We start from the raw sequence: 15,211 nt of genomic DNA, 5'->3' as shown, positions 1-15,211 counted from the left end.
TAGAACGTTACTTAAACTAAGTCGTTACTTCGGCACTGCCACCTTGTGGAATAGACGATACAACACTGGCACGACAATTAGTGTCAGTACGGTCGCAAAACCTAAACCAAACATGATGGTTACAGCCATTGGTTTAAAGAAGATATCCGGTAGTAGAGGAATCATACCTAGAATGGTTGTGATTGCAGCCATGCATACTGGACGCACACGACTTACTGCGGCATCCACCACTGCGTCGTACGCTTCTTTACCCGACTTCATTTCAATCTCAATCTGATCAAGCAGTACGATACCATTTTTCAGTACCATCCCCGACAGACTCAAGAAACCCAGTAATGCCATAAAGCCAAACGGCGTATTCAACACCAATAGACCGGTTGTCACACCAATTAATGCCAAAGGTACTGTTAACCAAACAATAAGAGGCTCTTTGATTGAGTTAAACAAGAAGATGGTGATCAAGAACATAAACAAGTAACCCATAGGCATCGTGGTAAACAACGACGCTTTTGCATCACCTGATGACTCATACTCACCACCCCACTCTAGTGAGTAACCTGGTGGCATTTGGATCGCTTCAATCTGCGGCTGTAGACGTGCTTGCAATGTTGCCGCTGTCTCTTCACCTAGGATATCTGGATCTGCCATTACCGTTAGCATGCGCTTACGGTTCTTACGCACAATGATTGGGTCTTCCCAACGCATGTCGTAACCCATAGTTACTTGTTGTAGAGGAATAAATTCACTCTGCGCTGGGCTCCAAATTTTCATGCCTTCGATGTTACGAATGTCGATACGCTCATCTTCCGGAAGACGCGCAACAATCGGCATCAGAGTTGTACCATCGCGGTATAAACCAATATTCATACCAGAGAAGGACATCGATAAGAAATCATCCACATCCGATTTAGTAATGCCGTAACGACGAGCTTGGCTTTCATTAAACTGAGGCTCAAGCACTTGTGTACGTTCACGCCAATCGTGACGAATGTTCGTTGCTCCCGGGTCGGCGTACATCACATCCATCACTTGTGCAGCAATAGTACGCAGCACCGTTGGGTCAGAACCAATAATGCGCGCTTCAATCTTCGCACCGCCACCAGGACCCAATTCAATTTGCTTCAATTTGTAATTGATTTCTGGGTAGTTGGATTTGATGTGCTCTCTAAAGCGCTCCATAAGTGGTGCTAACGCTTCGTAGTTCTCGACACGCGTAGTGATCTCACCATAAGCCGCGTAGCTTTTCTCTGGGGCATAAGTCAGCATGAAGCGCTGCAAACCCTTACCTGCGGTGGTAGTAATATGTTCAACGTGATCTTGCTCAGCAAGCCAGCCTTCCAGTTCTTTCAGCGTATCATTCGTAGCTCGAATATCCGTACCCTCTGGCAACCAAACATCCAACTGGAAAATAGGGGTGGTTGAAGATGGGAAGAAGGCTTGTTTCACATAGGTGAAGCCGTAAACACTCGCCGCTAGACCTGCCACCAAGACAACAACAGTAAACCATGCTCGGCGCATACAGAAGCTTAAGAACTTCTTATACATAACGAAGATGATGCCATTGTATGGGTCATTGTCTTCGCCTTCACCACTCTTAATTTTCTGACCTTTGAAGAAAATATCAGCGAAGAAAGGCGTCAACGAAATAGCGGTAAACCAGCTCAGCATTAACGAGATAAGCAGTACGGTAAACAAGGTACCACAGTACTCACCTGTCGAGTCTTCTGATAGACCGATTGGCGCAAAAGCAGTAACAGCGATAACCGTCGCGCCTAAAAGCGGCCATTTGGTTTGCGTGACGATATCCGTCGCAGCTTGAAGTCTCGTTCGCCCTTTTTGAGTCCCGATGAGTATCCCTTCCACGACGACGATGGCGTTATCCACCAGCATACCCAGAGCAATAACCAATGCCCCAAGAGAGATACGTTGTAAATCGATGGCTAAGTACTTCATAAAAATGAAGGTACCTAGTACAGTCAGTAGCAAGATCAGACCAATAAGCAGACCGGAGCGTAAACCCATAAAGAACAATAGAACGATGATTACGATACCAACGGCTTGAGCCAAACTGATAACGAAGCCACTCACCGACTTATCTACTTCTTTTGGCTGATTGTAGATTTCTGAAATTTGAACGCCTACTGGCTGTTGGTACTTCAGTTCTGCAACTCGACGATCAAATGCCTTGCCAACTTCAACAACATTGACACCCTGAGCAAATGAAATCCCCAAGTTCAGCGCCAACTCACCATTGTAGTTAATGATGTTGGTTGGAACTTCTACATAACCTCGCTTAATTTCGGCAACGTCTTTTAAGAAAATCAGACCTTGTGCACCAGACTCGGTGATCAATAAGTCACCTAGCTCATCTACGCTTTGAAACTCACCGGTAGGTTGAATACGAATGTACTCATCACCGATACGGATCGCACCTGCATCAGAAACTACGTTTTGGGTCGAAAGTAAGTTAAAAACGGTTGTCGGAGATAGCCCCAAACTGCTTAGCTTTTTCATCGAGATTTCGATGAACACTTGCTCTTGCTGTTGACCAGATACCGAGACCTTACTTACCCCATCAACCAGTTCAAGTTCACGCCTTAAATAATCAACGTAATCGAGCAACTCTTTATAACTGTATCCGTCACCAGTTACCGCAAGCAAAATCCCGTATACATCGCCGAAGTCATCAATCACCGATGGGTCATTGACACCCGGTGGTAACGTACCTTTTAGGTCATTAACCTTACGACGTAGTTCATCCCAAATCTGTGGTAAATCATCCGGACCATAGTTGTTTTTCATGGTCACTGTAATTTGAGATAGACCACGACTGGAAATGGAGTTCACTTCATCCACGTAGGTTAATTGCTGAATCGCTTTCTCTATCGGATAAGTAACTTCTTCTTCCACTTGTTGTGGCGTTGCCCCCGGATAAGAGGTCACTACCATTGCGTCTTTAATAGTAAAGGCTGGATCTTCAAGACGCCCTAATCCAAAGAACGCCGCAACACCACCAATCAAGAAGATCAGCGACACCATCCAACTGATTACGCGGTTTCTAATGAAATACGCCGCAATACCCGTTACGTTTTCATCATCTTGTTGAGGCGCAACGTTATTTTGTTCACTCATTGAGTTGCCTCCTGCTTAACCACTTCCACTTTCATGCCTTCTCTCAATCGAGCCACACCTGCGACAACGACTTTGTCATCAAGCTCTAGACCATCAAGAATTTGAACCGATGTTTTTGATGCTTTGCCCGCTCGTACTTGCTTGCGAGTGACGGTATTGTCGTCATTTAGCACCCAAACAAATTTGTTTTCTCGGCTTAAATCATCGCCATCAGCATTGAAAATCGCTTCGATCGGAACATTGATACCAACATTCAATTCCAAGCCAACATTCTCATCTTTAGACGTCACATCAACAGCCATACCGTCAAGAATGTACTCTTGCTCTGGCATAGGCAGTGATAAGGTGACGGTAAATGTGCCAGTATCTGGATCTGGTTCGGTCGTGAATTCTTTGATGTGGGCTTTGTATTCATTACCACTTGGTACACGAACCACCGCATCAATTTTGGCAAGATTTTCCGACGTCGGCGGCTGTTTGACATAGAGGCGATCCGGAAGTTGGATCAGCACTTCAACACGATTAACACTATGAATGTTCACGATGTACTGCCCAACTTGAATATTTTCAAACTGGTCAACGTTGACGCGTGAGATGATGCCGTCAACAGGCGCTTTAAGTTGAGTAAAAGACAGTCGAAGTTTGGCTAACTCCAATTCAGCCAGTGCGATTTGACGTTGTGCTGCAATCTCATCGAATTGAGATTTCGCTAATAAACCTTTTTTCACCAAAGGTGCAGAGCGACGATACTGGCTATCGACGACGGAAAAACGTGCCGAAGCATTATCAACATCAAGCTGATAATCCGTAGGATCCAGTGTGGCAATGACATCGCCTTTAATGACTTTATCACCCTCTTTCACCAGCACTCGGCTCACCTCACCCGCAACACGGAAACTCAAATGCGAACGGTCAGCCGCATTGGCAATAGCAGGGAAATAAAGATTATCATCGACTCGCTTTCCTTCCAGAGAAGCGACTCTCACACGAGGTGTTTCTAGTTCTCTTTCAGGTCCTTTGTCACCACAACCAGCGAGCAATACCGTAGAGCAAAGCGTCGTTAAAGCTAAGATTCCTTTCATGTTACAGCCCTCGCTCCTTAACCCATTCTCGAACCTTAATACCCGGTTCGATCACGTTCACGCCAGAGATAATGATTTGATCACCATCTTGCAGTCCTTCCTCGATTTGCTGCTTATCGTTTAACGCGACAGACACTTTCTCAACAATACCTTGGTCATTGACACGCCAAACACAGGTTTTGCCATCTTCAGTAAATATCGCGGAGCTTGGAATTCGGGTAGCACCTGCATTTTCAGAAACTAAATGCACGTTACCGGACATACCCGGCAATATCCCCACCCCTTCTGGTCGTTCCATTACCATGGTGACTTTGTAACTACCAGTTTTAGGGTCTGCTTCAGTATCAATTTCTTGGAAGGTTAACTCGAAAGAACGCTCTGGGAATGCATCAAACGTCATGGAGGCGTACGCATTTGCACCTTGAGTAAATTTACTTAACAAGTGATCAGGCAGTTGGAACAGTACCTTCATCACTTGGTTAGTCTGAATATTCATGACGCCTTCTTTTGCCGCCACATACTCATGGTTTTCTGCTGGGAGATAAGAAATCGTGCCGTCATAAGGGGCAACAAGTTTGGTGTATCTTAGGTTTGCTTTTGCCTGATTCCACTGGGCTTTGGCCGAGTTGTGATTGGCTTTTGCTGCATCAAAATCTTGTTCCGAGACCACTTGTTCTTTACGAAGCTTTTTCGAACGCTCGTATTGAACGTCAGCAAGGGTGTAGTTTGCACGGGCTTGTTTTTCGAGTAGTGAATACTCATCGGGGTTGAGCACGGCAAGCACATCGCCTTTATTGACCATTTGACCTGCGTTTACTTCTATCGATTGAAGCAAACCAGGGACACGAAATGCGAGTACTGCTCGATCACCAGCTTCTGTAGTGGCAGGAAAATGTCTTTCAAACTGAGCATTGCCTACAGAAACAGTGAAGAGTTTGGCGGGCCGAGATTCGGGTTCAGGGACTGGTGGCAGCTCTTTACCACACCCCGAAAGAACCGTCATGACAGCGATTGGAATGAGCGCTTTTCTCATGTGAATTCATCCATTTAACATCCATTCTTTTTAAGGTAGATGAATTTATGACATTCTTCTAGAGCATCTGAATCTAATTTTTCTTTAAAATGAGCTATTTGAGACAAAAATAAAGCAGACCGAGGTCTGCTTTATCAATACATTCATAATTAATTATCAGAGCTTATTAAATTCTCTGTTTACGCGATAGGCATCAGAGGTGACATACGCTTCCATACTTCGAATCTTATTATCAAGACGACTGAAGTCGTTTTCTAGCACACTGAGCAACTGATCTGGGCTTTGCCCTTTTTGCCACGGTTTGCTCTTCAATGTATGTTCCTGTTGCGACTTAATGTTTTCGGTATAAGTCATTGGCTGCTTTTCTAACATGAAGGTCATCGCAATGTATGCCAACAAGACAAGGAAAGTACCACCAAGCAAGGCTGCGGAAATCACAACGATACGAATCAACCAAACTTCTGCACCAAAGTAGTTTGCCACTCCGGCACACACGCCGGAGATTTTACCGTTTACAGGGTCACGATACAGTTCTCGTTTACTCATACTTGCGTCTCCACGTTGGGGATTCTGCATCTAGGATACGCTCCAATGTATCAACTCGAGACTGCATCGCTTCCGCTTTCTCAGACAGCACCTGAAGACGCTCTAGATCTTGGCTCGACAGTGCACTATCTGCTTTGCGTTTGCTGCGATAGTGTAAGAAGAGCCATAGTGGAGCGACAAAGATTAAAAAGACAATCAATGGTCCAGTAATAAAAAATGTCGACATAAATGGCTCCTTTCTTATTTATTGTTTGATGACATCTGTTCTTTCAGTTTTGCCAACTCTTTTTCGATTTCATCTTGTGCTTGTAGCTCGGCAAACTCTTGGTCTAAAGATTTTGCGTTGCCAGTTTTTGCGTAAAGATCTGCTTCTGCTTCCATCTCGTCAATTTTACGAGAGTACTGTTCGAACTTTGCCATCGCTTCGTTTGTGCGACCTGCATGCAGTTGTTTTTGAACATCACGACGGTTAGATGCCGTTTGGTTGCGAATTGCCAATGCTTGTTGCTTAGCGCGCGTTTCAGCAATTTTGTTTTCTAGTTTACCGATTTCACCGGTTAGCTTCTCGATGGTTTCTTCAACCAACGTTTGCTCAGTATGAAGACCTTTAATGACTTGCTCTAACTTTTGCTTTTCAATCAGAGCTGCGCGAGCCAAATCTTCACGCTCTTTCACTAAAGCTAGGCTTGCTTTTTGCCCCCACTCAGTGATTTGCTCTTCTAGAGCTTCGACTTTGCGAGCCAACTCTTTTTTATCTGCAATCGCTTTAGCCGAGTTAGTACGCACTTCTACAAGTGTGTCTTCCATTTCTTGGATGATAAGACGGATCATTTTTTCAGGATCTTCCGCCTTGTCTAGCAATGCACTGATGTTTGAGTTAACGATATCTGCAAAACGAGAAAAAATACCCATAACGGAACTCCTCTTTTTTCCTATTAAAACTCGACAAGGCGGTTATTCACCTTGTGTCTCCATTTAGATATTACAAGTAGCGTGCCAACTTTTATTTCCCTTAATAAACAGCAAGTTAAGCATTTTGTTGTTGTTGCATACCGTTATGCTATGATGGTTTTTACCAACTGTTGGTAAATTTCACCAACTCCAATACTGTAAATCATGGCAAGATAGAAAATAAGAAGGATTTTATGAAGCAAAACCTCATCGGTGAATCGCCTGCTTTTCTCGCCGTATTAGATAAAGTATCACAACTTGCGCCAATTGAGCGCCCTGTCCTCATAATTGGAGAACGAGGCACAGGTAAAGAACTCATCGCGCAACGTTTACACTATTTATCAAAGCGTTGGGATAAACCACTGCTTTCCCTAAACTGTGCGACATTAAGCGAAGGTTTGATTGATTCTGAGCTTTTTGGTCATGAGTCCGGCTCATTTACTGGCTCTAAAGGCAAGCACAAAGGACGTTTTGAACGCGCAGAGGGTGGCACACTATTTCTCGATGAATTGGCGACCGCTCCTCTCCTCGTTCAAGAAAAACTTTTGCGTGTGATTGAATATGGGGAATACGAGCGCGTTGGTGGGCATACTGCATTAAACGCCGATGTACGTTTGGTGTGTGCAACCAATGCAGACTTACCAAAGTTGGCGGAACAAGGCGATTTCCGAGCGGATTTACTCGATCGCTTGGCGTTTGACGTCATCATGCTTCCTCCTTTACGTGAAAGAAAAGAAGACATTCTCTCTCTTGCCGAGCATTACGCGATCAAAATGTGTCGTGAACTCCAACTTGAATACTTCGTCGGTTTTACGGAGCAAGCGCAGCAATCGCTCCTAGACTACGAATGGCCAGGTAACGTACGTGAACTTAAGAATGTCATTGAGCGTGCCATATACCGTCATGGATTGAACTCAGATCCGATTGAACACTTGATCTTTAACCCATTTGAAACGGGTTGGGAGAACGCATTGGGTCACTCTGCGAGTCAAGAAGAACCAGAAACAACACAAGCCGCACAAAAAGCAGAAATACACTTCCCGTTGGATTACAAGCAGTGGCAAGAAGACCAAGATATTGAATTGCTCAACCGTGCGTTGGAAGAAGCCAAGTTTAACCAGCGTCAAGCCGCAGAGCTGTTAGGTCTGAGCTACCATCAACTAAGAGGCATGGTGAGAAAATATGGCTTAGTTGGTCAAGGATAAACGTCCTTGCACCAAGTTAACTATCATTGCTCTCTAGCGATGTCTCACTCTATCAATTGATCATTATACCCAAGTGACTTCAAGATGCAGGATTCAGAGCGTTGTCTCTGGTTCCCTGTTTAATGAAAGTAAGCAAGGAAGACAACGCTGGGTAATAATCGGCTCTTTCCTAGGGGTTTGACACAGCAGCCGGGTCAATGACACGCTCTCGAAGGGCGAGTTGACTTGGGTATATAATGATAAAACGAACCGCGGTGCGAAAGGCGCTATTGCACGTACGTTGTGAGCAATTTCAAGAGGCAAAACAGGTCAACGACCAGAAATGATACGGTAATTTGATCTAACACCCTGCAGCTCAACGATTTTATGTTTGGAGCGAGTTGGCAAAAGTGATAAATTAGCGAGATCATTTTCGCTTGTCATACTCGGTGCTATAACGCGCTGGGAGCAAGCAAAGTCCAATGACCATTTCATATTATGAATGCTTTTATAAGACTATCGCTGAGCCTAATTGGTATTAGCTTACTCACCGCCTGTGGTGACGAAATCGATCACAATGATATTCGAGAGAATGGCTTTGTGTTTTGTGGGCAAGGTAAGCCAACCACATTCAACCCTCAGCTAATTGACAGCGGCATTACAGCCGAAGCATTAAGTCCTCAGCTTTATGACACGCTGCTCACGCTCGATCCTAAATCTCATCAACCCATCGCGAACCTTGCTGAGAGCTGGTCGGTGAATGAAGAAGGCACCGAATATACGTTTAATCTTAAACGTGGTGTTCAGTTCCAAAAGACTTCATGGTTTACACCAACTCGACCATTCAACGCGCAAGACGTGGTATTTAGCTTTAAGCGAATCATTGATGTAGACCATTCGTTTCACGACGTCGGTGGTGGTTTTTATCCATGGTTTGCAGGTTTAGATTTCCAAAACCTAGTTAAAGATGTGATTGCGCTGGATGACCACACGGTTAAATTTGTTCTGACTCAACCTAACTTTGCTTTTTTGGCAAACATTGCCACCAGCCATGCTGTGCTTCTCTCTGCAGAATATGGTCAGCAGTTAGCAGCAAAGGATGAGAAAGCACAAATTGATATGCTGCCTATCGGTACCGGTCCATATCAACTAAAAGAGTATCAAGTGAACGACTTGATTCGTTTAGAGCGCCATCCTAAATACTGGAAATCGCCGGCAAAAATGGAGCAAGTCGTATTCGATATTTCCCACCGTGGTACGGGCACACTCGCTAAGCTACTGAGAAATGAGTGCGATGTCTTGGCTTCACCGATCTCTAGCCAAATCCCGATCATCCAAGAAACAGAAGAGCTGGAATTAACCGCAACACCTGCTAACAACGTGTCCTTTATTGCGATTAATACTGAGCACCCTGCTCTGCGCGATGCTCGAGTTCGCCAAGCCTTGAATCTGGCGATCAACCGCCAGAACATTCTTGACTCGGTTTATTACGGTACGGGGACTCAAGCTTATACACTGCTTCCACCAAACTCTTGGGCTTACCAAAAAGACAGCGTGAAAATACGTTATGACCGTAATTATGCTTTAGCCCTACTTCGAGAAGCAGGTTACGAGAAAGGTCTGCAACTGACGATGTGGGTCCCATTAGAGCCTCGCGCTTTCAACCCTAGCCCGCGTAAAACCGCAGAACTTATCCAAGCTAACTTTGCCGATATCGGTGTTGAGTTACGCCTACTGACCGATGATCGCTTTGAGCGCACACAGCTCGAAACCATCAACGATGTTGATTTGCTCTTAACTGGCTGGATTGGTGATACTGGCGATCCTGACAACTTCTTCCGTCCGCTGCTTTCTTGTGAATCTGAGCGGGTGGGTTTAAACGTTTCAATGTGGTGTAACGATGATTTTGACTTCCTGCTCGATCTCGCATTAGAGACACAGCAGCAGCGTTACCGCTTGAACCTATACCGCCAAGCGCAGAATATTCTGAATGAAGAGTTTCCAGTTATCCCATTAGCTCACGGCGTTCAGTTCCGTGTTCACGATAAATCGCTGAAAGGTTTTAAATCGAGCCCTTTCAATGCGCAACCTTTTGATAGAGTTGAGAGAATTCATTAATGTTTTGGTACGCCGTAAGACGTCTTAATCTATTTGTCATCACTTTGATGATTCTCACTTTGGTGGGCTTTTCACTCTTGCGTTTAGATCCAACATCTCATTGGGCAAATGTAGAGTTTTGGTCGGGCTGGCAAAGCTACCTAGTTGAGTTGTCTCAGCTCAATTTCGGTATCAGCAAAAATGGCAACCCAATCTATGAAGAGTTAGCGGTCGTGTTCCCTGCAACGCTAGAGCTGTGCTTTTTCGCCTTTGTTGTGTCACTGCTGATCGGTATTCCACTCGGTACAATAGCGGGCATGAAACAAGGCAAATGGTTAGATACCAGCATCTCGTTCGTTTCTATGTCTGGTTATTCCGCCCCAATTTTCTGGGTTGCGCTGATGTTGATTATGGTCTTTTCACTTCAATATCATGTCTTCCCTGTCGCGGGACGCTATGATCTTCTTTACGAAATTGACCATGTGACAGGCTTCGCCATTATCGATGCATTTATGGCAAAAGGTGAATACCGAGCTCATGCGCTACAAAGCGTTATTGAGCATATGGTTCTTCCTTGTTTGGTTCTGGCTCTAACGCCGACCACACAGGTCATCGGTTTGATGCGTGCATCAGTGGCAGAAGTGATGAGCCAAAACTACATCCGTGCGGCGCGAATCAAAGGTTTATCAAACCGTGAGATCGTGACACAACACGTATTACGCAATGCGATTCCACCCATCATTCCAAAGGTTGGGGTTCAGCTTTCAAGCATGATTACGTTAGCTATCATTACTGAGTCTATCTTCAACTGGCCAGGCATTGGGCGCTGGTTGTTGGACGCTCTTTCGAATCAAGACTATGCGTCAATTCAAGCTGGTGTCATGGTTCTGGCGACCCTTGTTTTAACTGCCAACATCCTTTCGGATTTGATTGGTGCCATGATCAACCCTCTGGTGAGAAAGGAATGGTATGCTAACAAATAACGTCTATCAGGAAGAGCGCATTCCGACTCAGTTCGAACGATTCTGGCGTAGCTACCGCGCGAACAGCTTGGCAATGTTTGGCTTGTGGTGCTTGATCTTCATTGTGCTGATCACCATTTTTGCACCTTTAATTGCCCCTTATGATCCTCAAGCTCAATCTGGCGAATTGCTTGTGCCGCCATCATGGGCACCAGCTGGCACGGTTGATTACTTCCTGGGGACTGACGATTTAGGTCGTGACATTCTTTCGCGCCTTATTATGGGCTCTCAACTGACGTTCGGTGCTGCAGTTGCAATTACGGCGATAGCAGCGTTGATCGGTTGTTTCATTGGTGTTTTAGCGGGCATGACTAAAGGCCTGCTCTCCAGTACCTTAAACCACTTGCTCGACACTGTGATGTCTATTCCATCACTACTGCTTGCGATCATTTTCGTGGCATTCTTAGGCTTTGGTGAGTTCAATATTCTTCTGGCCATCTGCTTAGCTCTGATCCCACGTTTTATCCGTTCGGTCTATATTGCCGTGCATACCGAGGTTGAAAAAGATTACATCATGGCAGCACGTCTGGATGGTGCGAACGATTTTTATCTGCTGTGGAACTCCATTCTACCTAACGTATTAACGGTTATCGCCGCTGAAATTACCCTTGCACTGTCAGTTGCTATTCTAGATATCACTGCGCTTGGTTTCCTCGGCTTAGGCGCTCAAGCACCAAGTACTGAATGGGGAGCAATTCTAGGTGACTCTGTTGAGCTCATTTACATTGCGCCATGGACAGTAACACTACCAGGTCTCACCATTATGTTTACCGTGGTTGTTCTAAACTTAGTGGGTGAAGGTGTACGCCAAGCTCTCAATGCGGGGATCGAATAATGCCGTTATTAGATATTCGACATTTAACCATTGAAATTGAAACGCCCTCAGGTTTGGTGAAAGCCGTAGACCGCATGAGTATTACCCTGAATGAAGGGGAAATCCGTGGTTTAGTAGGCGAATCAGGCTCGGGCAAAAGCTTGGTGGCCAAAGCCATTGTAGGCGTTTGTAAAGACAACTGGAAAGTGACCGCAGACCGAATGCGTCTTGGCAATATTGACCTGCTTCAACTGACGCCAAAAGAACGCCGAAGAGTGATTGCGCGAGACATCGCCATGATATTCCAAGAGCCTTCAACGTGTCTGGATCCCTCAGAAGAAGTAGGACGTCAGTTGATAGAATCGATCCCGTCTCGCTCTTTTGAAGGTAAATGGTGGGAACGCTTTAAGTGGCGTAAAAAACAGGCCATCGCCCTACTCCATAAAGTGGGTATCAAAGATCATAAACGCTTAATGGGCAGTTACCCGTACGAGCTAACCGATGGTGAATGTCAAAAAGTCATGATCGCAATGGCTATTGCAACTAAGCCAAAAATCTTGATTGCCGACGAACCGACAAACGACCTTGACCCAATTACACAATCGCAAATCTTGCGTTTGTTGAGTCGTATGAACCAACTCAACAACACCACCATTGTGTTGATCGGGCACGACTTGACGACCATTACACAATGGGCAAATCGCATTACCGTAATGTACTGTGGTCAATCAGTGGAATCAGCAGATACCGATAAACTCATCGAAGCACCTAAACACCCTTATACTGCTGCGCTGCTAAAAGCGATGCCCGATTTCAATGATTGGATTCCTCATAAGCAGAAACTGCAATCACTGCCAGGCTCAATCCCTCCGTTGCAGCACTTACCGATTGGTTGCCGTTTAGGACCTCGTTGTCCTTATGCACAAAGACAATGTGTCGAAATTCCGCATACCAAACGAATTAAGAACCATAAATTTAACTGTCACTTCCCATTGAACACGGAGAAACATTCATGAGTGCGTTGCTTGAAGTCGATAACCTATCGAAACAGTTTGTTACGCGTTCAGGTCTGTTCAAACGCACAGTCAAAGAAGCAGTAAAGCCCGTCAGCTTCAGCTTAGAGCCGGGGCAAACTATCGGCTTTATCGGACAAAATGGTTCAGGCAAATCGACGCTAGCACGTATGTTAGCTGGCGTTGTTGAGCCGAGTTCCGGTGAGATTCGAGTGAACGGTGAACGTCTCGAACACAAAGATTACTCGACGCGCTGTAAGCTGATTCGCATGATTTTCCAAGACCCAAACACCTCTTTGAACCCACGAATTCAGATAGGTCGAATTTTGGAAGGTCCGTTAAAGCGAAACACGAACATGCCGCCAGATGCACGTATGAAGCGTGTGAAAGAAACCTTACTTCGAGTTGGTCTGCTGCCGGAACATGCGTACTTCTACCCTCAAATGCTCGCAGCAGGTCAGAAACAACGCGTGTGCCTTGCTCGTGCATTGATCCTTCAGCCTTCGATCATTGTGGCTGACGAAGCACTCAATGGTCTCGACATGGCGATGCGCTCTCAGATCATCAACCTCTTCTTAGAACTGCAAGAAGAGATGGGACTGTCCTTTGTTTATGTATCTCAGCATATTGGGATCGTAAAACACATTACCGACAAAGTGATGGTGATGCACGAAGGCGAAGTTGTGGAGTTTGGTGAAACTAACCAAGTGCTTACTAATCCAGAGCACGCTATTACTCAACGATTGGTCGAGAGCCACTTTTACAAAGCGCCAAGCCACTAATCCTTGTCTCTCAGAAAATCGTAAATTACTGACAAAAATAACAAAGCCTGCATCAACGCAGGCTTTTTAGTATTACTGGATATCAAGACGCGACTCGACCCAATTAGCGACGGCTTTCTTGTTTGCGCAGTTCAAAATCAAATTCGTCAGGAAAAAGAACAACACCTTCTTCATTCTGGTTTGGGAAAACCACGACAGAGAGCTCATCGTCTTCTAAACCGGACGTCCAGCGACTGTGCCACTTGTTCAATGAAATAGCTTCCGGCTCACATTCTTCCCAGTCACCCGTTGCCCATTGCTGTGCAAACTCTTCGTTTGGCCAAACTGGTACACAATCGTCATCTTCTGTGTTTAGCATGACACAACCGTGTTCGTCTTTCAGAATCCACACTTTGCGGTTCGCTACGATTTCTTTTACGCAGTATTTCAAACGCTGCTCTTCATTGTAGCGGTTAATGGTGTCCATCTGCTCTTGGGTTAATGCTTCAGACATAGTCGTCTCCTATTTCCCATAGAAAAATGCCCACCGAAGGGCGGGCATCTAAAGTATAAACTGGTAACAATGAAATTACGCAAGCTCAGTTTGAAGCCAAGGCCAACCTTGCTTCTTACGGCTTAGCGTGTTTTCCATCATTAGCATGCCATCTTTCTCATGCTTAACAAGCTTCTCAGCCCACTCACCTTTGTATAGAAGACGAGTTTGAGCAGTAGTGATGTCTGTTAGCATCACTGCCGCGAATGCTAGGTTGTCGTTTGCACAACGCGCCTCTAGATCAGCTTCTAGCGCATCGATCATGCCATCCACTTGCTCAAGAGTTGCAAGCTCAACCTGACCTACAACTACGTCACGACCGTTGAATGGGTAACCTTTCAGGTCTTTTTCAACAAGCTCAGCAGCAGATAGACCTTCGATGTTTGTCTTAGCAATTAGAAGATCTTTAGTGAATGCGTCAACATCTTGCACGTCTGCGATTGCCGCTAGTTCAGCAACAGCGTCTTTGTCTTTTTGAGTACAAGTTGGAGAAGCAAAACCAACAGTGTCAGATAGAATAGCTGACATCATTAGCTTAGCGATTTGAGGTGTGATCTCGTGACCTTCAATCTTGAACATGTTGAATAGTACTGTGTTAGTACAACCAACAGGCCAGATCCATGCTTCCATTGGGTTTACTGTCATCACATCACCTAGACGGTGGTGGTCAACGATACCCGCGATTTCAGCTTCAGCGATGTCGTCTGGTGCTTGCGCTAGATCTGAGTAATCTACTAGCCAAACTGTTTCACCCGCAACTGAAGTACGTAGCTCAGGAACTTCTGCGCCAGCTACTTCTAAGATGTGCTGAGTTTCACGGTTAATTTCGCCCTGACGAATTGGCATTGCTTCAACACCACGCGCCTTTAGAAGTTCAGTTGCAACTAGTGCACTACAAATACTGTCACTGTCTGGGTTCTTATGACCTACAACTAGAATCATGTCTCTTCCTATTCAAGTCAATTTGATGGCTTCCTAACGGGGTGAATTACGTAACGAATTGCACCAAGGAAGCGAGTTTGC

At 45.3% G+C, this 15,211-nt stretch carries 14 protein-coding genes; 6 read left to right on the top strand and 8 right to left on the bottom strand.

Annotation, left to right across the window (positions count from 1 at the left end):
• Positions 1-24: 24 nt before the first annotated feature.
• The 6 genes from vmeI to pspA all read right to left on the bottom strand — a co-directional run bounded on the left by vmeI (position 25) and on the right by pspA (position 6,705).
• Positions 25-3,132, bottom strand: a complete 3,108-nt coding sequence (vmeI, locus tag J4N44_RS06435; protein ID WP_252044977.1) for an efflux RND transporter permease subunit VmeI — start codon at positions 3,130-3,132, stop codon at positions 25-27.
• Positions 3,129-4,214 carry an efflux RND transporter periplasmic adaptor subunit gene (locus J4N44_RS06430; RefSeq protein WP_252044976.1) on the bottom strand — a complete coding sequence of 362 codons (1,086 nt, stop codon included), beginning with the start codon at positions 4,212-4,214 and terminating at the stop codon, positions 3,129-3,131. Before J4N44_RS06430 ends, vmeI begins: the two co-directional genes overlap by 4 nt.
• Position 4,215: 1 nt before the next feature.
• Positions 4,216-5,247 (bottom strand): efflux RND transporter periplasmic adaptor subunit, encoded by a 1,032-nt coding sequence (locus tag J4N44_RS06425; RefSeq protein ID WP_005450692.1) that lies wholly within the window; start codon positions 5,245-5,247, stop codon positions 4,216-4,218.
• Between the two features lie 156 nt (positions 5,248-5,403).
• Entirely contained in the window at positions 5,404-5,793 is a 390-nt protein-coding gene (gene pspC / locus J4N44_RS06420; RefSeq protein WP_005450693.1) for an envelope stress response membrane protein PspC, read from the bottom strand.
• Positions 5,786-6,019, bottom strand: coding sequence for an envelope stress response membrane protein PspB (pspB, locus tag J4N44_RS06415; RefSeq protein WP_005450695.1), 234 nt, complete (start codon positions 6,017-6,019; stop codon positions 5,786-5,788). Before pspB ends, pspC begins: the two co-directional genes overlap by 8 nt.
• Positions 6,020-6,033: 14 nt before the next feature.
• The gene (gene pspA / locus J4N44_RS06410) at positions 6,034-6,705 is read right to left on the bottom strand and encodes a phage shock protein PspA (RefSeq protein WP_005450697.1); all 672 of its coding nucleotides are present in this window, start codon (positions 6,703-6,705) and stop codon (positions 6,034-6,036) included.
• 233 nt (positions 6,706-6,938) lie between these two features.
• On the opposite strand from pspA, the gene pspF reads away from it, so the two are divergent.
• The 6 genes from pspF (at position 6,939) to J4N44_RS06380 (ending at position 13,656) form a co-directional block, all read left to right on the top strand.
• On the top strand, positions 6,939-7,949 hold the full coding sequence (gene pspF, locus J4N44_RS06405; RefSeq protein ID WP_009698165.1) for a phage shock protein operon transcriptional activator: 1,011 nt from the start codon (positions 6,939-6,941) through the stop codon (positions 7,947-7,949).
• Positions 7,950-8,426: 477 nt separating this feature from the next.
• Positions 8,427-10,046 (top strand): ABC transporter substrate-binding protein SapA, encoded by a 1,620-nt coding sequence (sapA, locus tag J4N44_RS06400; protein ID WP_252044975.1) that lies wholly within the window; start codon positions 8,427-8,429, stop codon positions 10,044-10,046.
• Complete coding sequence (locus J4N44_RS06395) at positions 10,046-11,008, top strand: ABC transporter permease (RefSeq protein ID WP_005450705.1); 963 nt, start codon at positions 10,046-10,048, stop codon at positions 11,006-11,008. The genes sapA and J4N44_RS06395 overlap by 1 nt, the downstream gene beginning before the upstream one ends.
• Positions 10,995-11,882, top strand: a complete 888-nt coding sequence (locus J4N44_RS06390) for an ABC transporter permease subunit (RefSeq protein ID WP_005450707.1) — start codon at positions 10,995-10,997, stop codon at positions 11,880-11,882. Before J4N44_RS06395 ends, J4N44_RS06390 begins: the two co-directional genes overlap by 14 nt.
• Positions 11,882-12,877 carry a peptide ABC transporter ATP-binding protein gene (locus J4N44_RS06385; RefSeq protein WP_005450708.1) on the top strand — a complete coding sequence of 332 codons (996 nt, stop codon included), beginning with the start codon at positions 11,882-11,884 and terminating at the stop codon, positions 12,875-12,877. Before J4N44_RS06390 ends, J4N44_RS06385 begins: the two co-directional genes overlap by 1 nt.
• Positions 12,874-13,656, top strand: a complete 783-nt coding sequence (locus J4N44_RS06380) for a peptide ABC transporter ATP-binding protein (RefSeq protein ID WP_005450710.1) — start codon at positions 12,874-12,876, stop codon at positions 13,654-13,656. Before J4N44_RS06385 ends, J4N44_RS06380 begins: the two co-directional genes overlap by 4 nt.
• A 103-nt stretch (positions 13,657-13,759) precedes the next feature.
• Here the strand turns inward: J4N44_RS06380 and J4N44_RS06375 are convergent, their stop codons facing one another.
• Both J4N44_RS06375 and J4N44_RS06370 read right to left on the bottom strand, forming a co-directional pair.
• Positions 13,760-14,149 carry a DUF2750 domain-containing protein gene (locus J4N44_RS06375; RefSeq protein ID WP_005437260.1) on the bottom strand — a complete coding sequence of 130 codons (390 nt, stop codon included), beginning with the start codon at positions 14,147-14,149 and terminating at the stop codon, positions 13,760-13,762.
• A gap of 75 nt (positions 14,150-14,224) precedes the next feature.
• Entirely contained in the window at positions 14,225-15,130 is a 906-nt protein-coding gene (locus J4N44_RS06370; protein ID WP_005450712.1) for a manganese-dependent inorganic pyrophosphatase, read from the bottom strand.
• Positions 15,131-15,211: the final 81 nt, after the last annotated feature.

Source organism: Vibrio sp. SCSIO 43155, from assembly GCF_023716605.1.
GTDB lineage: Bacteria > Pseudomonadota > Gammaproteobacteria > Enterobacterales > Vibrionaceae > Vibrio > Vibrio harveyi.
This window is presented reverse-complemented; position numbering and strand designations above follow the sequence as displayed.